Genomic DNA, 21,274 nt, shown 5'->3' with positions numbered 1-21,274 from the left:
TAATGTTTAGTCGCAATAACCTTAACAGAAATGGATTTTGTGTTAGTTGGTGAATAATCTAGGGTATACTTTTTTTAGAAAAATATATGGATAAGCCAAAACGTGAGCATGAACTAAAAAAACTTACAAAATATAGCTCATGGAACAAAAGGCGGAGAGTGTAGCTACCGGCATATTCGATAGTGAAAATATAATTATTCAGAGGCTTTATAGCATGTCGTTAAATGTCGAATTATAGATTATAATAATAGAAAAAGATTCTTAGAGTTTATGGTCTAGAAATAGAATCGAGAAGGAGATAATATATGAAGTGGACAATTGGTAGAAAGTTAGGGGTTTCATTTACGTTAATTATGCTCATTATTTTGTTTATAAGTGTCTTTTCAATCAATAGCTCTTTTACGTTAAATGAAAATACAACAACAATCAATAATGAAATAATGCCGAAGATTCGAATGGCTAACAAAGTAAATATCCAAACAGACAATGTACTTATTGCTACACAAAAGTTTTTGTTATCTAACAATCAAGCAGACAGAGACAAATATTTAAAAGAGGTACAATCAATTATTGGACAAGTAGAACAAGCTTCGAACGAGTATCAAGCAACATTGACGACAAAGCTGGGAGAAGAAGGATTTGAAACATTCCAATCTAGCTGGGCTGTCTATGTAGATAGTTTGAAAACAATTACTAGCTTAGTGGATGAAGGTAAAGTAGATGAGGCAATTGCGAAATCTTTCGAAATAAATGCCATGTATGATAAGACACAGGAAAAGATGAATTATTTAATCGGCTTGCATGAACAACAAGCAGACGCACTTCAGAAAGAAGGACTAGCTGACTTTAACAAAACAGTACTGTTGCTAATCGTTGTTGGTGTTATTGCTCTCGTACTAACGATTGGTATTGTTATCTTCTTTATGCGTGTTATTAAGAAACCTGTAGAGATTCTATCAGTACAAGTTAAAGAATTAGCGGATGGGAACTTAAGGTTAGAGCCAGTACAAATAAACAATCGAGATGAAATTGGTCAATTAGCAACAGATTTTAATATCATGCACACCAATTTAAAAGGATTGATACAAGGACTACAAGATCACATTCAAACAGTAGCTGCTACTTCAGAAGAGTTGTCAGCTAGTGCAGAAGAAACGAGTAAAGCAACCGACCAAATTACGAGTTCTATGGTAGATGTATCAGACGGCGCAGATCGACAAGTACAAAGTGCTAGAACTAGCAACGAAGCAATCTCAGAAATGGTGACTGGGATGGATCAGGCATCCCAATCTGTTCAATCTGTTTCGGATTTAGCGATCTCTACTAAAGAGTATACAACATTAGGTTCTTCTATGATGGACCAAACGATGAAGCAAATGACAAATATTCAACACTCTTCTGAGACAACGGCGAAAGTTGTTCAATCTTTAGGCGAGAAGTCTACGGAAATAAGTCAAATTGTAGGATTGATTACAACGATAGCAGATCAGACGAATTTACTTGCATTAAATGCCGCAATTGAAGCAGCAAGGGCGGGTGATTATGGCAAAGGATTTGCAGTAGTAGCCGATGAAGTGAGAAAATTAGCAGAAGATTCATCTGTTGCTGCCAACCAAATCCGCGATGTTATAGTATCTATTCAACATGAAGTAGGAGAAGCTATAAATGCGATGAATGTGTCTACTACTACAGTAGAAGAAGGCATTACGCTTGTTAAAAAGTCAGAAGAAAATTTCCACGGTATCTCTTCGATGATTGAAGATGTATCAGCTCAAACAGGAAATATTTCTGCAGTAATTGAACAGTTAAGTGCGAATACAATTAGCATTAAAGGGCAAATGGACGAAATAGCTACACTTTCAGAAAATTCGTCTGATAAAGCACAAACCGTAGCTGCCGCAGCCGAAGAACAAAATGCCACAATGGAAGAAATTGCAGCATCTGCTCAAGTATTAGGTGAATTGTCTACAGAGTTACAAGAGATGGTAAAAAAATTTAAAGTATAATCTTAGAAATAAGAGTTATGTGGAATGATATACCAGAATGACTGGCTATTCATTCCACTTTTTTCTATGTATAGAATTTCGGCAGCCATTACATAATTAGGCTAAAAGGTTAACGGCTATCTTTATGGTGAAAATCGGCGGGAAATGTTGTTTAAATGATGTTTTTCATGTAAAATTAGCTATGCTTATGTCCTTTGTTTTGGTTTTGGATGGTATACTACCGCCAAACCATTATAAAGGCTTTTTTTATGTGTGTATAATATGACAGAAATCTCGTTTTATTTATACTGTAAAAAATTTATAATGCGACGCTTGTGACGTCGGATAAAGTAATAGAAGGAGATGCGATTGTATGAAAGGGAATTTGGAAACAAAGGGAAAAAAAGCTTGGGTAGATAAAATGTTGGATAAGATTGAATACGCGGGCAATAAATTACCGGACCCGATCACGCTATTTGTCATTCTAGCGGGCTTAGTACTTCTTTTATCATGGATACTATCAATATTCGGTGTTTCGGCAGTCCAACCGGGTACAGACAATGTGATTGAAGTAAAAAATCTACTAAGCCAAGAAGGACTTATTTTAATCGTCACACAGATGGTTTCAACGTTTACAGGCTTCGCGCCTTTAGGATTAGTCGTTGTGACAATGATTGGTATCGGTTTAGCTGAGCAAACGGGACTTATTTCAGCTGTTATGAAAAAGCTTGTCATGTCAGCCCCGACAAAATTAATTGTACCGTTTGTTATTTTCGCAGGTTTAGTTGGTAACATTGCCGCTGATGCTGCATTTATCATTTTGCCACCAATTGCGGCGATGATTTTTATGAGTCTTGGTCGAAATCCACTAGCAGGTTTAATTATTACATATGCGGCGGTAGCTGGGGGTTTCAGTGCCAATATTATTATTAACTCAATCGATGTATTATTATTAGGAATTACAGAGTCAGCAGCGCAAATTGCAGATCCGGAGTATAAGGGTCGTGCAACGATGAACTATTACTTCTTAATTGTATCCACGTTTTTAATCGTCATTATTGGTACATGGGTTGCGAAGAAGTTTACTGAACCTCGCTTCGGTACATTTGAAGGAAAGATTGAAAAGTTAGAGCCTGCGACAGATTTAGAAAAGCGCGGTTTAAAATGGGCAGGTATCGTTGCATTTATTTATGCGATCATTATTGCAATGACGGTCATTCCATCTAATGGGCTATTACGTGACCCTGAAACAGGTGGCTTCTTAGATTCACCATTTATGTCTGGAATTGTCCCGATTATGTTATTTTTCTTCCTGTTACCTGGTCTTGCATATGGTATTGCAGCGAAGGAAGTTAAAAATGATAAGGACGTTGCTGAGAAAATTTTTAAATCAATTGCTGATTTAGCACCGTTTATTGTATTAGCATTTGCTGCTTCACAAATGATTGCCTTTTTCAACTGGAGTAATATTGGTGCGATTTTAGCCATTAAAGGAGCAGAACTTTTACAAGCATTCAACTTTACAGGCTTGCCGTTAATGATTGGATTTATTTTAATGTGTGCATTCATTAACTTATTAATCGCAAGTGCATCAGCGAAATGGGCATTACTAGCACCGATTTTCGTGCCGATGTTCTTTTATTTAGGCTATTCTCCTGCGATTACACAAATGGCGTATCGTGTAGGGGACTCGATAACAAATCCAATTACGCCGATGCTCGCTTATTTTGCTATACTATTATCGTTTGCAAAGCGTTATGATAAGAATATCGGTATTGGAACACTGATTTCAGCCTTGCTACCGTTCTCGGTATTCTTTGCAATCGGTTGGATTCTATTATTTGCGATTTGGTTCTTCTTCGGTTTACCGCTTGGACCTGGAGATTATATTTACTTAAAATAAGGGGTGTTATCCATGACAGCTTTACAACAAGAGCAGCTAACTAGTCTATTAAAGGAATACGAAGAAGAGATGATTCAGCTTCGTCGTTATTTTCATGAAAATCCTGAAATATCATTTGAGGAAGTAGAAACGCCAAAAACAATTGCGGCATTTCATCGCGCGTTAGGCCATGAAGTACGTGAAGGTGTTGGTGGGAGTGGTGTTGTCGCAAAGCTTGTAGGTGGCAAACCAGGAAAAACAGTCGCGTTACGTGCAGATTTTGATGCTTTAGCCATTACAGAAGAAACGGGCCTACCTTTCCAATCAAAAATGAAAGGGCGTATGCATGCTTGTGGGCATGATGGGCATACAGCTTCATTATTAATTTTAGCGAAAGCAATCAATCAAATGAAGGATGAATTAGCAGGGACAATTGTGTTTATTCATCAGCATGCGGAAGAAATTGCGCCTGGTGGAGCGATTGCGATGATTCAAGATGGCTGTTTAGAAGGTGTAGATGTTATTTTCGGCACGCATTTATGGGCACCGATTGAGCTTGGAGAAGTACATTCTGCTAAAGGTCCATTAATGGCTGCGGCAGACGGCGTATATATTACGATTAAAGGTAAGGGCGGTCACGGTTCGAACCCAAGTGATACGAAAGATTCGATTGTACTGGCGGCACAGTTTATTACTAATTTGCAACAGCTCGTATCACGCCGTATTAATCCATTGCGTCCGGCAGTCGTTTCGATTGGACATATTGAAGCATTAAATCCTTTCAACGTGATTGCAGACCAAGTGTATATGAAAGGGACTGTGCGTACTTTCCATGAAGAGGAGCGCGCTTTATTAGAACGTGAAATTGAAGAGTTATTAAAGGCGACATGTTATTTAACGAAGGCAGATTATGAATACGAATTTGTTCGAGGCTATCCACCAGTTGTGAATCATGACGCGGAAACAGAGCATGTGATGGCATCTGCAGAAAAAGTGGCTGGTGTGGAAGCAGTTAAATATATTGAACCGATTATGGGCGGCGAGGATTTTGCTTACTACTTAGAGGAAATTCCAGGATCATTCTTCTTCACAGGGGCAAAAAATCCAGCTTGGGAGGAAGTATACCCACATCACCATCCAAAATTCGATATCGACGAGCGCGCATTGCGTATCGCGGCGAATGTGTTGGGGCAAGCGACTTTGGATTATTTAAAGGAAAATAATTAACCTGATTTTTGTAGTTTAATTTTCGTCTAGAATATTATGGTAATAACAAGTTTAAAGACGCTTAGATTTAATAAATCAAGCGTCTTTTTTTGTACCCTATTATGCAATTTTACGCACGGTCTTTGAGAGATTAGGTGTTTACATAGGTTAATTGATTTTCAAATTCGTGAAATTAATTCACATTATATTACGTATTAAGTTGATATTTTCTTATTAGTAACAATAATGGAATTAATTAGTTAAATGATGAATGTCGGAATGGAAATCAAGAATAGGTAGAATTTCGATTGTCGTTGCAACATTATTAGCCGGAATTATTGGACTTAACCCCTTGGTGCAATTACACAAATTGTTGCTTGGGCATTTGCGCTTGCATCTGGTACATTCTTCCCGGCTCTCGTACTGGGCGTCTGGTGGAAGCGTGCGAATGCAAAAGGAACAATTGCCGGTTTGCTTGTCGGTTTAACTGTGACGCTTCTTTACATTTTCGGTGCCAAGTATGGTGGCTTTACGATACTATGTATTATTGATACAGGCGCTGGTATTTTCGGAGCGATTGCAGCCTTCGCAACGAATATTATTGTGTCACTCTCAACGCGTCCACCTACACAAGAACCGCAGGATGCGGTTATTAACCTACGTTATCCAGAGCAAATGGTTTATAAAGATGGTGATGTTTAGTTAAATGATGGTTCAGTGAAAGAACAATGAACTAAGCAGGGCAGTGCAACAGACTATCTAAAAAGTTGATAAAATTTCAAAATGTCGAAACGCTGTTAAATCAACGTTTAGGTATTTTTTTATGGCGTTCATTTATAGTGTTAGTGGTAAAAAATGCTAAAAACAAATATAATTAAAATTATATATAATTGAAACTAGCGATTAGGGGATGTTTATCGTGGAAATTAATATACCAGGGAGAGGAATCATAGAAATTAAAAATCTGTTATTAGACTATAATGGGACGATAGCTTGTGATGGTAAATTGATTTCTTCAGTACAAGAAAAATTAGAGGCGATCAATAAAAAAGGTATAACAGTTCACGTAGTAACTGCTGACACGCATGGTACTGTAACGGCTCAATGTGCGAATTTACCTGTTGAAATAAAAATATTTGATAACTCAAATGCTGCAGCAAATAAACGAGCAATTGTAGAAGAGTTAGGTGCAGAACAATGCGTATGTATTGGAAATGGGTTTAATGATGGACAAATGTTTGAGACTTGTAGCATAGCCATTATTGTTATTGGAGAAGAAGGATGTTCTGCAAAATCTTTCATGAAAGCCGATATTGTATGTAAAGATATTGAAGATGCTTTTGATTTAATATTAAAACCAAGTAGAATGATTACAACTTTACGAGGGTGATGTAATCACAGCAAACCTATCTAGACGCAAGAAGGGTTCTGTACGTTGGACCAAGCAACGTATAGCAGCAGCCAAGTTACATGAAAAGATAGCAAACCAACGCATGAACATTCTCCATCACAATTAAATGTACAAACTAATTGAAGGGATACTTTATTATTTTGGAGTACATAACATTAAAACCCAGCAACCTTAACATGAAAAGGTTGCTGGGTTTTCTAAATTATTTGAATGCGAATAAATACTACTATCTTATTGGAGCAGGGGAGATAATTCATTCGTTTCGAATTTATAATTTGTTTATATTTGCGATATAAGCAGTTTAGAACTGTCTTTCATAATGAAGTATAAGAAATGAAAGGGAGAGAACAAATATGAATAAAAAATTTAAATTTGCATCATTGGTAGTATTTAGTTCATTAACAATTTTGGCGGCATGTAGCGGAGAGGCGGCAACGGAAAAGGAGACAACTAAATCTACGGAACAAGTTGAGCAAACAGAACAAACAACACAAGTTGAAACAGAAAGCCAAGTTTCAAAAGGTCAAGAAATGATGAATATGCTCGGTAGTACAAATTGGCAAGGAACAAAGGTTTATGATAAAGACAACAATGATTTAACAAAGGAAAATGCAAACTTTGTTGGCTTAGCAAAATATGATGCTGAAACTGGTCGTTATGAGTTTTTTGATGCAGCTACAAAGAAAACACGTGGCGATGAAGGAACATTCTTTATGACAAATGATGGCGGGAAGCGAATTTTAATTTCAAACACGATGAAGTATCAAGCGGTTGTGGAGATGACGGAACTAAACGAAGACATTTTCACATACAAGCGCATGGGTAAAGATGCAACTGGCAATGATATCGAAGTCTTTGTGGAGCATATTCCATATGATGAAACAGAATTAGCCTTTACAAATCCAATGCCAAATTTAACGGCAACGACAGGCACAATTATTACGGACGTAGATGGTGATGATATTTTAGGAGAAACAGTATGGCAGGGGATAAAAGTTCTAGATGAGCAAGGTAATGATGTAACTGAGCACAATTCTAACTTTATTAGTATCGCTAAATGGGACCCAACAACAAATCAATATGAATTTTTCGACGTTGAATCAGGCGTGAGTCGTGGAGACTTTGGTTACTTTGATGTCATTAATAGTAACAAAGTTCGAGCACATGTTTCGATCGGTGAAAATAAATATGGTGCAGCTTTAGAACTCACAGAATTAAACGGCAGCAAGTTTACTTATAAGCGTATGGGCAAAGATGCAGCAGGCAATGAAGTGACTATTTTTGTAGAGCATGAGCCATATAATGGAGAATTAAATGTGAATTTCAGCTTTTAATTGGTATGATTTTTTATATAGAATTAGGGAGAGGGGGGCTACAATGACAATAAAAAATCGATTTCTCATTTCATATATTGGGGGTATTTTTATTGCGAGCGTCTCCATTCTCCTAATTTTATGTATCGCTTTTTATGTAACGACAGGGTCCGTACCAACGCCGAAAACATTGTATCAATCCTTTACGAAGCAGCGTTCTTTGAGCCCTGAAGAGGAGCTAGCTTATGTAGAATTACGAAATATCGCAAAAAGAACGCCAGACCAACTATTAGAAGAGGCTATGCCAAATAAATTACAGCAATTAGAACAGCAATCTCTTGGTCTTGTGATTCGCAAGGGGCGGGACATTTTATATTACTCCGAGGAGCTAGTGGAGAAGTCGCTTACTGTGCATTTTCCTAATTTTGATTCAAATAATATTGAAACAAAGGGCACGATTGATAATGCAGGTAGAATGTTCCGTTACATTAAATTTGATTTTTATTATAGCGATCAAACTAAAGGAAGTATTCTAGTATTAAAAAAGGAAAATAACTTGCTCGAGTTTCTGACAAGATGGGGACTGCTTGTTATTGTTCTTATCTTGTTCGTTTCGATTACAGGTATGTTATTTTTAAATTATCAAATTCGAAAATCAATTATTCAACCTATTGAAAAATTAGGTCGAACAATGTCCGGTATTCGAGATGGGGACATGATGATGCAGACAGCTATTTTGCCGGAAAATACGGCAAAAGAAGTACAACAGCTGATGGTAAATTTTGAACGAATGAGAGAAGCTTTACTAGTATCGATTGAAGAGCAGCAAAATCTTGAAAATAATCGAAAAGAATTAGTGGCGAGTATTTCGCATGATTTGAAAACGCCGATTACCTCTATTATTGGTTATGTAGAAGGTTTGCAAGAAGGTGTTGCTGAAACACCTGAAAAGCAGGAAAAGTATTTAAAAACAATCCATTCCAAATCACTTGCTTTAAATCATTTAATAGAGGAACTTTTTCTCTATTCAAAGCTTGATGCAGAAGCGGTACCATTTCATTTTGAACGCACATCATTGCCAAATTTTCTAGCACATGTTGTAGAAGAATTTCAATTATCCAATCGACAGGTTCGCATTGACTTGCAGGTTTCTGAGGAAGTACATGTGCAAATTGACCGAATGCATATGAATCGGGCAATTACGAATTTAATAGAAAATAGTATTAAGTTTCAAAAGACGAGGGAACCATTAATAATTGTTGTGGAAGTGATTACTGTGTCTCGCTTAGTGCAATTGATAGTCAAAGATAATGGGCAAGGTATTTCAGAGGAAAAATTGCCCTATGTATTTGATCATTTTTATCGCGGGGAAGAAGCACGAACATCGACAACGGGTGGCAGTGGCTTAGGGTTAGCGATTGTAAAGCAAATTGTTGAAAAACATAATGGTCAGGTGAAAGTTCAAAGTACATTAGATGAAGGTACATCTGTAATCATTGTTTTGGAAAAGGCTTAAAGGAAGTGTTGAGAAATGGTAGCATCACGGATTTTAATTATTGAAGATGATTTAAGCATTGCGGAATTGCAGCGAGATTATTTAGAAATTCATTCAATTGAAGCAGATATTGTAACGGATGGATTAGAAGGGGTGAATTGTGCATTAAATGAAGATTATGCCTTAATCGTTATTGATTTAATGCTCCCTTCGATGAATGGCTTTGAAATTTGTCGCCGTATTCGCGAGGTGAAAAATATTCCACTCATGGTTGTGTCAGCAAAAAAGGAAGATGTTGATAAAATTCGTGCCCTTGGTTTAGGCGCGGATGATTATATGACAAAACCATTTAGCCCTAGTGAGTTGGTTGCACGTGTCCAAGCACATATAAAACGCTACAAACAGCTAACAGGCGCTGGTCAAGCGGTTGAGTATATCGAAATGAATAATATTGTTGTCGATAAGGCAGCGCGTAAAGTTTATGTGCTCGGTGAAGAAAGTACATTTACAACAAAGGAATTTGATTTACTCGTATTTTTTATGGAACATCCTAATCGTGTATGGACGAAGGAACAGCTTTTTCGCCAATTATGGTATATGGATGATTTGGATGGTGAAGTATTCACTGTTGTTGTCCACGTCGGGCGAATCCGTGATAAGTTAAAAAAAGGTAAATTATCAGAATTACCGATTGAAACCATTTGGGGCAGCGGTTATCGCTTTAATAATTGATTTCTCCTTTTGGAGGGAGGCTCTAATTTGAAACTTTTTAAAGGTTTAATTATTATCTTTTTATTCATAATAACAGGCTGTAATGACGAGGAGGAAATACAAATGGCACATCAACCAGGTGAATTGCTTCAAGCTGTTGAAGCGAACAATCTAGAAAAAGTACAAGACATATTAAAAGATACATCATACCCAATCAATGAAACAAATGAAAAAAACGAATCACCATTGTTAATTGCAACGCATAAAAATTACATTGAAATTGCAAAAGCTTTAATCGATGCAGGATCAGATGTTAACCAACAGGACGCGATTCAAGATAGTCCTTATTTATATGCAGGCGCGCAAGGTAAAACCGAGATTTTAGCTTATATGCTAGAAAATACAATACCTGATCATCAAGTGTACAATCGCTATGGTGGCAATGCCTTAATCCCAGCTGCTGAAAAAGGACATTTTGAGAATGTAAAGTTACTTTTAGTAGACGGAAAGATGGATATGGATCATCAAAATAATTTTGGTTATACAGCCTTAATTGAAGCAGTCGCATTAACGGACGGTTCAAAAGTATATCAACAAATTGTACAGGAATTGTTAGCTTACAATGCGAACAAAGAGCTTCGTGACAACAACGGTATGACAGCATTGGATTACGCTAAAGAAAGAGGATATACAGAGATGATCGAGCAGTTGGAAAGGAAATGAAACATTTTATTAGTTGAAAAACAGGGGGATATCTCTTCCCATTCGTTTTAAATACAGTTGCCCAAAACTTTCTAGTTGTACAAAGTAAAATTAACTAAAAGAATTGAAAATACCAAAAACAGGAGTGATTGCGTTCATCTTGTTTTTGGTATTTTTTGTTCAATCATAAACAATATGAAGCTTTTGGATACAAATGTTGGGGGAAAATCAAAACTATTTCTGTAAAAGTCCCTAAAGCATAAAAATAAATTTCAAAAGTACAAATAAGCGATTTTCCTTCCTTGTTTGTACTTTTTTCTGTTTGAAAACGCTTTATCGGGAATTGTGGAAACGTGTAGTTGTTGTTTAATTGAGAAATTTCAGAAAACTAATTGCTATTCATACTTAATCATGCTAAATTATGTAATACCCGAACGAAGTATAAACTTCAAATAAGATAAAAATAAAGGAGTGACTTCTTTTATTGACGATTAAAGAGCGTATTGAGCAACATTTTTATCAATTATCAAAGTCTCAACAAAAAGTGGCTACTGTTGTTTTAAATAATCCAGCGTATATTAGTACGCACGCAGCGGCTGAAATCGGTCAATTGGCGAATACAAGTGAGACAACCGTTATTCGATTTTGTTATGCAGTGGGGCTGACAGGGTTTGCACAACTACAAAAAGAAATTACAAAGTTCTTAGTAGAGGATTATGCAAGTAGTACATTAGGAAATTACGTATCATCGAAAGAAGTGCTATTTAAAGAACCAGCGCTTTGTGAAAAGGTCATGCGTCAATCGAGTGCTAAAATTGTCAAAATTGCTGAGCAAATGGATGAACTACTTTTTAAAAATACGACGAAAGCAATGCATGATGCGAAAAAAATATACATTGCAGGTGTTGGCGCTTCACAATTTGGTGCACAGTGGTTGCACTATACGCTGAACATGCTAAGACCGGATGTGGAATTGCTTGTGATGGAAACAAGCGCCTTAATTCGGAAGCTACAAGAAATAGATGATTCCTCACTTGTGCTCATTATTTCCTTACATCGTTATTACAATGACACTTTGCATTTAGCACAAGAGGTATTGTCAAGAGGTGCTAAAGTGATTGGGATAACAGATTCTAATGTTGCCCCTTTACATGAAGTGATTGATACATGCTTTGTTTTGGAACAAAAGGAGCTCTCAACAATTGATTTAATGCCTGCGCTTGTGACGTTTTTGAATTCTTTAATAGTTGGCATGATGTCACATGACGTAGCTTATTATAATGAACAGCGGTTAAAATTTGACGATTTCCAATCTAGTTTTATCGCAAATCGATGGAGATGATAAACATGAAGGAGCAATTACAAGCCCGTCTACAAAATGAATTTAACTATTTACATACACATCCAGAAATTAGCTGGCAGGAAGTAAACACAACAAAATACATTGCAGAGTTATTACGAAAAGAAGGCTTAAAACCAATTGAATTTTCTGATATGACAGGTTTATATGTTGATATTGGTCAAGGTGAGCCGAAAGTGGGATTCCGAACAGATATGGATGCATTATGGCAAGAAATTGATGGACAGTTTCAAGCGAATCATTCGTGTGGACATGATGGACATATGACAATGGCGATTGGAGTCGTGTTGTTATTAAAAGAAATGAAACTTCCAGGAGCTGTACGTATTATTTTCCAACCGGCAGAGGAAAAAGCATCCGGGGCAAAGGCGATGCTCGAAAAAGGCGTCATTGATCCGCTCAATTACCTATTCGGTTCACATGTTCGCCCGCTTGTAGAGTTAGCAGACGGACATCATGCCCCCGCACTTTATCATGGGGCAGCCAAACTGATTACCGGCACAATTACAGGTATAGAAGCACATGGTGCAAGACCAGAGCAAGGAATTAATGCTATCGAAGTAGCTGCAGCACTGGTAGATGCACTAAAACGTATTTGGATTAGCCCAACGGAGTCCGCTTCCATAAAAATGACGCAAATTCAGAGTGGAGGGACGTCGACAAATATTATTCCGGGCACAGCAACATTTAGTATAGATGCTAGGGCACAAACAAATGAAACGATGAACAAATTAACGACTGGCTTCCAAATTGCTGTCGATGCAATTAGCCTTTTGTATGGGGCTTCGATTAAGACGACGGTATCAGCATATATTGTAGCTGCACAGGTAGATAAAGACGCAGAAGAAATCATGAGGCAGGCAATCACCGATACGGTTGGGGTAACGAATTGTGCACCGGCTATTGTGACGCCAGGCGGGGAAGACTTTCATTTTTATACGTTTACGAAGCCTAACTTGAAAGCGACGATGTTAGGACTTGGTTGCGCGGTATCGCCAGGATTGCATCATCCACAAATGACATTCAATCATAAACAGCTACCAGTAGGAGCGCAAATTATTACAAAAGCGATACAACTAGCTTATCAGCAATTAGAAGGAAGCGAACAAGCATGATTATTAAGGAATTAACAACATTACAAGAAATGGAGCAAGTCCAACAGCTAGAGCAGCGCGTATGGGGTATAAGTCCAATTCCGACGCACCAAACGTTAACGGCTGTGAAAAATGGGGGCATTGTCGTTGGCGCGTTTGATGGTGAAAAATTAGTTGGCTTTAGCTATGGTTTTCCAGCATTAAAAAATGGCCAAAGTTATCTTTGCTCGCATATGTTAGGCATCGATGAAGCGTATCGTTCACAGCGAATTGGTGAGCAACTGAAGCATGAGCAACGTCAAATTGCACGAGCAAAAGGTTACAATATGATGCATTGGACATTTGATCCACTGGAAACACGCAACGGCTATTTAAACTTAACTAAGTTAAATGGTATTTGTGACACGTATTTAGAAAATTGCTACGGTGAAATGCAAGATGGCTTCAATAAAGGGCTCCCATCAGATCGCTTTGAGGTGCACTGGCATTTAGCTTCAGATTATGTAGAACAGCAACAACAGCCAGAAATTGTGAATTTACGACCAATAGGCCAATTTTCTACCGATCAAAATGAGCTACCTACTTTACAGCTAGAACCTTTAGAAAATTTAACAAATGATTCGTATTCACTACCTGTCCCGAAAGATTTCCAACAATTAAAGCAAACAAGCGCGGATTGTGCAATGCACTGGCGCATGATGACACGAAAAGCATTTTTAGCACTTTTTTCGCAGGGCTATGTAGCTGTTCGTATCGCAATTGGAGAACAATGGAATGATTACATTTTTGTGAAAAAAGAAACATTAGCACTTGGAGGGAATACATATGAAAATTACTGAAATAACAATTCGCCATTTACAAATGAAACTAAAAGCACCGTTCACAACAAGTTTTGGCACATTTTCAAATAAAGATTTTTTAGTATTAGAGGCAAAGGACGAAAGCGGTACTATCGGCTGGGGTGAATCTGTTGCTTTCCATTCTCCTTGGTACAACGAGGAAACGCTAAAAACGAACTGGCATATGTTAGAGGATTACTTAATACCTCTTATTTTAAATAAGGAAATTAATCATCCAGATGCAGTAAGCGAAATTTTTGAGCCAATCCGTAAAAATAATATGGCAAAATCGACAATCGAAGGTGCAATTTGGGACATCTATGCGCAGCAAACGAATCAATCACTTGCTGCTGCGCTTGGAGGCAAAAAAGATAAAATTGAAGTCGGTATTAGTATCGGCATTCAAAAATCAATGGATGATTTAGTCGCACTTGTAGATGAATATGTCAACGAAGGTTATAAACGTATTAAGGTTAAGATCAAGCCAGGCTGGGATATCGAGGTAATGCGTACATTGCGTGAAACATTCCCAGGTGTTGCCATTATGGCTGATGCCAACTCAGCGTATCGTTTAGCGGATATGGAATTATTAAAGCAATTGGATGAGTTCAATTTAACGATGGTGGAGCAACCGCTCGCATCGGATGACATTATCGATCATGCATCGTTACAAAAGCAAATGACGACGCCAATTTGCTTGGATGAAAGTATTCATTCTTTAGAGGATGCACGAAAAGCGATTGAAATCGGGGCTACAAAAATTATTAATATTAAAATTGGACGTGTTGGTGGCTTAACAGAGGCGAAAAAGATCCATGACTACTGTGAAGCACAAGGAATTCCTGTATGGTGTGGCGGTATGTTGGAATCGGGAATTGGACGTGCGCATAATGTGGCATTAACAACCTTAACAAACTTCATCCTACCTGGTGATACAGCGAGCTCAAACCGTTACTGGGAAAAAGATATTATCGAGCCGGAAGTTGTAGCAGAGAATGGTTATATTACAGTGCCACAACAAGCTGGTATTGGCTATCAAGTAAACGTTGAAACAATAGAGTCATATACGGTTGAGAAAAAAACGTATCAATGATGGCATACAATCCTTAAGTATCGAATCAGGTGCTTAAGGATGTATTTAGGTCTAAATTAACTGAATATTTAAATAACAAAATAATTTAGTAGGTGAATTTATGAAGAAAAGTATACAAATAGGGGGCGCATTTGTCGGGATTATTGTCGGTGCCGGCTTTGCTTCTGGACAAGAAATTATGCAGTATTTTACAAGCTTCGGGCTTAAAGGGTTGATTGGTGCGATTATTGCTATGATCGTCTTTGCCTTTTTAGGTATGACACTTGCACAGCTAGGTTCGGATTTACAAACAACGTCGCATAAAGGTGTAATCTATTACATAGGTGGACGTTATATTGGATTAATATTAGACATTTTAATTACGTTCTTCTTATTTGGTGTAGCCGTTGTTATGTTTGCTGGTGCGGGCTCTACATTCCAGCAAATGTTTGGAATTGATCCGATGATTGGTAGTGTCATTATGGTAGTAGCAACCATCATTACGCTATTATTAAATGTAAAAAATATTATTAATATAATAGCTTTAATTACGCCATACTTAATGTCAATTATTTTTGTTATATTAATCTATTCATTATTTACAATGGATATTTCTATCTTAGAGGCAAATGAAATGGCCCAAACACAAAATTCGGCAGCATCTAACTGGATTGTCAGTGCATTGCTTTATGTTTCGTATAACCTAGCAGCAGGTGCAGCGATGTTGATTGTAATGGGTGGAACAGTAAAAGATCGTAAAGTAGCTGGTATGGGCGGTGTTTTCGGAGGTGTTATGCTAGGAGCTTTAATCATTTTAATCAATTTAGCGATGTATGTGAAAATGGATGTTGTCGCAGGAGTAGATATGCCTACACTTGAATTAGCTAACAACATTCATCCAGTAGTAGGAGTTTTAATGGCTATCGCACTTCTTGGAATGATGTACAATACCGCAGTTGGGATGTTTTATTCATTTACAGTGCGCTTTGTTGCCGCAGATGACAAAAAATTTAAACCTACTGTTGTATTTGTAGGATTACTTGGTTTTTTCGCTAGTTTAGTAGGTTTTACAACATTGGTTGGAAAAGTATATTCAACAATGGGCTATTTAGGATTTGCATTAATTATTACAATCGTGATTGCATGGTTCCGTAAAACGAAAAAAATAGCCAAATTGAACACGGTAAATAATATGTAATCATTTGTTTTACCCCGCCAGTTAAATCGTGACGGGGCTTTTCTTCGTTTAACTTGCTTATAGGACCTTAAAAAACTTTCCTTATGTCGTTGCATAGTATGTAACATATGGGCAATATCATTTGAGAAAGAGGTTATGAATTGAAGAAGGCGAAGCTAACTGGAAGAATTGTTACCCCTGAAGATCCTAACTATGAACAGGCGAGGACGAATAATAATTTAAGCATTCCAAAATTTCCGAGTAAAATTGTATTTTGCCAAAAAACAAAGGACGTCATCAATGCATTGCGGTGGGTGCAAGAAAAGAATGAATCGTTTCGCATTAGAAGTGGTCGGCATAGCTATGAAAATTTTTCGTTAGTAACAAAGGGATTAATTATTGATGTTAGTGAAATGAATAAAATTGAGGTAAATCCTAAAGCTATGACGGCCAAAATCGAAGCAGGTGCAAATATAGGTGCAGTTTATCAAGAACTGTGGGAACATGGCCTGACGATTCCAGCGGGTACTGAAAGCAGTGTGGGTTTGGTTGGTCTTACACTAGGCGGTGGAATTGGCATGTTGTCACGGCCGTTTGGACTGACTTGTGATAATTTGATTGAAGTTGAAATCGTTACGGCGAATAGTCATGGAGGAGCCGAACTCATTAAAGCAAACCAAAATAAGAATCATGAATTGTTTTGGGCGTGTTGCGGAGGTGGAGGCGGAAATTTCGGTATTGTCACTTCACTTACATTTAAGCTGCACCCTATTGCAAATGTGTCACTCTTCTCTATTACATGGGGGTGGGAGGATTTCGAAGTTGCCTTTGATTCATGGCAACGTTGGGCACCCTTTACAGATGAACGGCTCACATCACAAATTGAATTGAAATCAAAAAAAGTAGGCGGAATTGTTGCGCAAGGCATCTTTATAGGTTCACCATCCAAATTAAGAAAGCTCCTCAGACCTTTAAGGAATACGGGCTCCCCGACGAATTTCTGGATTAAGGAAGTGCCGTACATCAAAGCGGCTAAATTCTTTGACTTACCGAGCGGCAATCAACCAGCCCCCCGCAAACGCTCTGGATCATTTATTGAAAGACTATTTCCGCGGAAAGCCATCACCGAAATGAAAGAGTTGCTAGCAAACGCACCAAATAAAAATGCATCTATTTGGCAACAATCATTAAGAGGAGCGGTAGGGCAGGTCTCTTCAAATAGCACCGCATACTACTACCGAAATGCGCTCATTGCTCAAGAATACTTGACGATATGGAAATGCCCAGATGAAGAAAAGCAAAATATTCGTTGGATTGAACAAGTGAGGAATACTTTATCGCCTTATACAGCGGGAGATTATGTGAATTTTCCAGACCGCTATATTAAAGATTGGCCAACTGCATACTATGGACGAAATTTTAGAAGACTGAGAGAAGTTAAATCAAAATTTGATCCGAGAAATGTCTTTCAGTTTCCTCAAAGTATTCCACCGAACAGGAAATGGTTTTAAAAAAATATTTTAAAAAGGATAAATCCGGTTATTGTTGTTTTTCGAGTATTCTTTCATTATATAAAGTTTCATGAAAGCAGAGTGCAGAAATATCTTCGCATGCTGCTTTTTTGTTTTGAGTATTAATAAAAAGGGGAATAATGATTTGGTTATGTAAGAAACATCGTCAAAATTGGCCCCCAGTGTATGTTTTTTTGAGTTCAACTTGAATAAGTTCGTTTTTTTGTAAAATCAGTAAAGTTCATATTATTGACACATAATCCTCATAGGGTTATTATTTATTATTGTTACGAAAAGTAACTAGGTGATTAATAGTTATAATAGTGAGAATTCTTTTCTTTTAATTGTAGATAAATCAATTTGAAGTATTCTCTCAAATTACGAAATATTTTGCATGAAAACTAGAAGTCAAATATAGGAATCGGGGACGTCATCATGAGTGAGTTATGGAAAAAAATCCACTATGCTTGGTGGGTATTATTTGGATTAGTTGTAATGGTCGGAGCAGCAAAAGGCGGTATTATGACGACTGGTGGGTTATTTTTAACGTCAGTTACAGAAGATCTTGGTATTGGAATGGGCAGTTTAACATTATACTTTAGTATTTCATCCATTGTCACAATGATATCGCTACCATTTGCAGGAAAGCTAATTGCAAAATATAATATTAGAGTTCTTTTAGTAGCGGCAGTTATTTTGGAGGCAGGCTCTTTTGCGATGTTTGGTTTAATGAACTCGGTATGGGGTTGGTACTTGTTTGCAATCCCAATGGCAATGGGTTCTGTAATAGTTACACAATTAGCAGGTCCTGTACTGATTAATAATTGGTTTAAGAAGCACAGAGGATTAGCTATCGGTATTATGGTGGCAGCAGGCGGTTTAATAGGTGCTTTCCTTCAACCTGTCGCGGGTAACTTAATTGCGAGTGCGGGTTGGAGAAGCACGTATATTATTTTAGGTGTTGGCGTTATGGCAGTTGTTATTCCAATCGTGTTAATAACGATTAGAAAGGCTCCACAACAAAAAGGTTTACAGCCATATGGTATGGAAGATGTGAAGCAAAAAGATCTATTGAAAGTTTCTACAACAACAAATAGTGGAGTTTCAACGGCTGTAGCGAAAAAATCGAGTGCATTTATCTTTTTACTAATTTTCTTCTTTTTTGATACATCAATCGCCGCATTTAACCAACATGTCGCGCCATTTGCGATGGGTATAGGCTATGATATTAAGTTTGCAGGTAATGCGATGGGTGCTTGGTCGGTAGGGGTTGTCATAGGCGCATTATTTTTCGGCTTCCTTAGTGATAAAATAGGTGTGAGAAGTACAGCGACTGCCGCGATGCTTTTAGGACTAGTTCCAGTTGGCATTCTTATCCTGATTCCTGAAAATCCAATCATGTTTACAATCGCTACCGGTCTTTATGGATTTGTTGTTGCATCTCTCGGAACTTTGGGACCTCTTTTGACAACAGCACTATTCGGTAATAAAGAGTTCAGTCAAATTTACGGACTTGCCATAACAGGATTAGCAGTAGCGGGCATCGTTGCGTTACCTGCATATGGCTTTATATTTGAAATAACAGGTAGTTATACGTATGTGTTATATGCTATTTTTGTCATGCTGATCTTAAATGTGGGATCTATTTTCTTCGCATTTAGAGGGAAAAAGAAGCTAGAAAAAGCAGGACACTGGAATTAGTATAAGAAGACCAGTTATAAAATTTAAAAACCAGAAACAAGAATTGTAGCATATCTCTTGTTTCTGGTTTTTTAGTATAAATTAATTTGTCTTAACCTTTATAGCACATCCGATGTATTAATTAAAGCATTGGAATGTCAGAATGGAATCGCGATTAATCGTGCTAAATACCCAGCCGAATCGTCCCCAACGGAATCCTAAAATAACATTTCTGGAAACAAATGTTGGGAAAAACCAGTAACTATGGCCATTTCTTTCCCAAATGAATGTATTACGATAAATACAACGTCTAATTCCACTAGAACCAGAGTGTGAACCAGACCTAGATGAAGCTGTTGTCATCGGCATTGCTGGTGTAAAGTTAGGGGGCGCTGCAGTTGGTGCTGGCGTATTTCCTCCCATTGATGGTTGACTCATGGACGGAGGGTAACCAGGTCCGCCAAATCCTGGAGGTGGAGAACTAGGGCCACTGAAACTTGGAGGGAAGAATTGATTAAATGGTTGACCATTTGGACTTTCATCAAATTGATTATGATACAAAATGCATACCTTCTTTCATTAGTAATCCATATAAGTTATGTGAAAAAATGAATGGCATAGTGGGAATTCGCCTGATTTTATAAACAAAGCCATATTTTCGCTCTATTTTGGTAATCAGAAGCAATTATAAATGTCATATAATCCTAAATATTTGAATAAGGTGCTTAAGAGTTGTTTTGGATTCGATAAATTAGAGGGTGAACCGATGAAAAAAAGTATGCAAATAGGTGGCGCATTTGTCGGGATGATTGTTGGTGCGGGCTTTGCATCTGGACAAGAAATTATGCAATATTTTACAAGCTTTGGACTTAAGGGAATGATTGGCGGAGTTATTGCGATGATTGCCTTTGCTTTATTAGGAATGACGCTTGCACAGTTAGGCTCAGATTTTCAAACAACGTCTCACAAAGAGGTAGTCTATTACTTAGGTGGACGTTATATTGGACTAATTTTAGATTTTTTAATTACGGTTTTGCTATTTGGTGTAGCCGTTGTCATGTTTGCTGGTGCGGGCGCTACATTCCAACAAATGTTTGACATTGATTCTTTGGTTGGTAGCACGATTATGGTAGTAGTGACCATCATTAGTCTATTTTTAAATGTAAAAAGTATCATTAATTTAATTGCGCTTCTTACACCATACTTAATGACGATCATTTTTGTCATATTAATCTATTCCTTATTTACAATGGAAATTTCTCTTTCCGAGGCAAATGTAATCGCGCAAACTCAAACTTCCGCAGCGTCAAACTGGTTTGTTAGTACATTGCTGTATGTTTCATATAACTTAGCGGCAGGCGCGGCGATGTTAATTGTAATGGGGGGAACCGTAAAAAATCGCAAAGTAGCTGGCATGGGTGGTATTTTTGGGGGGATTATGCTAGGAGTTTTAATTCTTTTAATTAATGTAACAATGCTTGTGAAGATGGATGTTGTTGCAGGGGTGGATATGCCTACACTTGAATTAGCCAACAAAATTCATCCTGTAGTAGGTGTTCTGATGGCGATTGTACTACTTGGAATGATGTACAATACCGCGGTTGGGATGATTTATGCATTTACAGTTCGTTTTGTTGGACCGAAAGATAATATGTTTAAACCTACTGTAGTTTTCGTGGGGTTACTTGGACTTTGGGTAAGCTTAGTAGGTTTCACAACATTGGTTGGAAAAGTCTATTCAACAATGGGTTATTTAGGATTTGTATTAATTATTACGATTATTATGACGTGGTTTCGGAAAACTAAAAAAAGAGCATAATTTAACGCACTTCCTAA

Annotated in this window: 17 protein-coding genes and 2 pseudogenes; 18 read left to right on the top strand and 1 reads right to left on the bottom strand. The window is 37.5% G+C overall.

Going from position 1 to position 21,274, the window contains the following annotated elements; all coding sequences use genetic code 11:
* Positions 1 to 305: 305 nt before the first annotated feature.
* The 17 genes and pseudogenes from ACQKIH_RS13700 (at position 306) to ACQKIH_RS13620 (ending at position 19,459) form a co-directional block, all read left to right on the top strand.
* Positions 306 to 2,006 carry a methyl-accepting chemotaxis protein gene (locus ACQKIH_RS13700; RefSeq protein ID WP_427766877.1) on the top strand — a complete coding sequence of 567 codons (1,701 nt, stop codon included), beginning with the start codon at positions 306 to 308 and terminating at the stop codon, positions 2,004 to 2,006.
* 352 nt (positions 2,007 to 2,358) lie between these two features.
* Positions 2,359 to 3,888: an AbgT family transporter gene (locus ACQKIH_RS13695; RefSeq protein WP_057982617.1), complete on the top strand. Its 1,530-nt coding sequence runs from the start codon at positions 2,359 to 2,361 to the stop codon at positions 3,886 to 3,888.
* Positions 3,889 to 3,900: 12 nt separating this feature from the next.
* A complete protein-coding gene (locus tag ACQKIH_RS13690) occupies positions 3,901 to 5,094 on the top strand; it encodes a M20 metallopeptidase family protein (RefSeq protein ID WP_427766874.1) in 1,194 nt (397 codons plus the stop codon).
* Positions 5,095 to 5,365: 271 nt separating this feature from the next.
* Positions 5,366 to 5,775 (top strand): annotated as a pseudogene (locus ACQKIH_RS13685) (sodium:solute symporter family transporter); the annotation flags it as partial.
* Positions 5,776 to 5,992: 217 nt separating this feature from the next.
* The gene (locus ACQKIH_RS13680; RefSeq protein WP_427766872.1) at positions 5,993 to 6,463 is read left to right on the top strand and encodes an HAD family hydrolase; all 471 of its coding nucleotides are present in this window, start codon (positions 5,993 to 5,995) and stop codon (positions 6,461 to 6,463) included.
* Between the two features lie 16 nt (positions 6,464 to 6,479).
* Positions 6,480 to 6,584, top strand: a pseudogene (locus ACQKIH_RS13675) (RNA-guided endonuclease TnpB family protein); the annotation flags it as partial.
* Between the two features lie 253 nt (positions 6,585 to 6,837).
* On the top strand, positions 6,838 to 7,818 hold the full coding sequence (locus ACQKIH_RS13670) for a DUF4822 domain-containing protein (RefSeq protein ID WP_427766869.1): 981 nt from the start codon (positions 6,838 to 6,840) through the stop codon (positions 7,816 to 7,818).
* Positions 7,819 to 7,861: 43 nt separating this feature from the next.
* Complete coding sequence (locus tag ACQKIH_RS13665) at positions 7,862 to 9,313, top strand: sensor histidine kinase (protein ID WP_427766867.1); 1,452 nt, start codon at positions 7,862 to 7,864, stop codon at positions 9,311 to 9,313.
* A gap of 15 nt (positions 9,314 to 9,328) precedes the next feature.
* Positions 9,329 to 10,024 (top strand): response regulator transcription factor, encoded by a 696-nt coding sequence (locus ACQKIH_RS13660; RefSeq protein WP_427766864.1) that lies wholly within the window; start codon positions 9,329 to 9,331, stop codon positions 10,022 to 10,024.
* Between the two features lie 27 nt (positions 10,025 to 10,051).
* Positions 10,052 to 10,726: an ankyrin repeat domain-containing protein gene (locus tag ACQKIH_RS13655; RefSeq protein ID WP_427766862.1), complete on the top strand. Its 675-nt coding sequence runs from the start codon at positions 10,052 to 10,054 to the stop codon at positions 10,724 to 10,726.
* Between the two features lie 463 nt (positions 10,727 to 11,189).
* On the top strand, positions 11,190 to 12,047 hold the full coding sequence (locus tag ACQKIH_RS13650; RefSeq protein ID WP_427766860.1) for a MurR/RpiR family transcriptional regulator: 858 nt from the start codon (positions 11,190 to 11,192) through the stop codon (positions 12,045 to 12,047).
* A gap of 5 nt (positions 12,048 to 12,052) precedes the next feature.
* Positions 12,053 to 13,180 carry an amidohydrolase gene (locus ACQKIH_RS13645; RefSeq protein WP_427766857.1) on the top strand — a complete coding sequence of 376 codons (1,128 nt, stop codon included), beginning with the start codon at positions 12,053 to 12,055 and terminating at the stop codon, positions 13,178 to 13,180.
* Entirely contained in the window at positions 13,177 to 13,998 is an 822-nt protein-coding gene (locus ACQKIH_RS13640; protein WP_427766855.1) for a GNAT family N-acetyltransferase, read from the top strand. Before ACQKIH_RS13645 ends, ACQKIH_RS13640 begins: the two co-directional genes overlap by 4 nt.
* Entirely contained in the window at positions 13,985 to 15,091 is a 1,107-nt protein-coding gene (gene menC / locus ACQKIH_RS13635) for an o-succinylbenzoate synthase (protein WP_427766853.1), read from the top strand. Before ACQKIH_RS13640 ends, menC begins: the two co-directional genes overlap by 14 nt.
* Positions 15,092 to 15,191: 100 nt before the next feature.
* Positions 15,192 to 16,268 carry a YkvI family membrane protein gene (locus ACQKIH_RS13630; protein WP_427766850.1) on the top strand — a complete coding sequence of 359 codons (1,077 nt, stop codon included), beginning with the start codon at positions 15,192 to 15,194 and terminating at the stop codon, positions 16,266 to 16,268.
* Positions 16,269 to 16,408: 140 nt separating this feature from the next.
* Positions 16,409 to 17,758, top strand: a complete 1,350-nt coding sequence (locus ACQKIH_RS13625) for an FAD-binding oxidoreductase (protein ID WP_427766847.1) — start codon at positions 16,409 to 16,411, stop codon at positions 17,756 to 17,758.
* 435 nt (positions 17,759 to 18,193) lie between these two features.
* Positions 18,194 to 19,459 (top strand): MFS transporter, encoded by a 1,266-nt coding sequence (locus ACQKIH_RS13620; RefSeq protein ID WP_427766845.1) that lies wholly within the window; start codon positions 18,194 to 18,196, stop codon positions 19,457 to 19,459.
* Positions 19,460 to 19,576: 117 nt separating this feature from the next.
* On the opposite strand, the gene ACQKIH_RS13615 is transcribed toward ACQKIH_RS13620, so the two are convergent.
* Entirely contained in the window at positions 19,577 to 19,999 is a 423-nt protein-coding gene (locus ACQKIH_RS13615; RefSeq protein WP_057982637.1) for a hypothetical protein, read from the bottom strand.
* A gap of 205 nt (positions 20,000 to 20,204) precedes the next feature.
* Here ACQKIH_RS13615 and ACQKIH_RS13610 point away from each other — a divergent pair, with 205 nt between their 5' ends.
* Positions 20,205 to 21,257, top strand: a complete 1,053-nt coding sequence (locus ACQKIH_RS13610) for a YkvI family membrane protein (RefSeq protein ID WP_427766842.1) — start codon at positions 20,205 to 20,207, stop codon at positions 21,255 to 21,257.
* Positions 21,258 to 21,274: the final 17 nt, after the last annotated feature.

Origin of the sequence: Solibacillus cecembensis (assembly GCF_050272495.1) — a bacterium.
Lineage (GTDB): Bacteria > Bacillota > Bacilli > Bacillales_A > Planococcaceae > Solibacillus > Solibacillus cecembensis.
The sequence above is the reverse complement of the archived record's forward strand: the minus strand, read 5'-3'. Positions and strand labels throughout refer to the sequence as shown.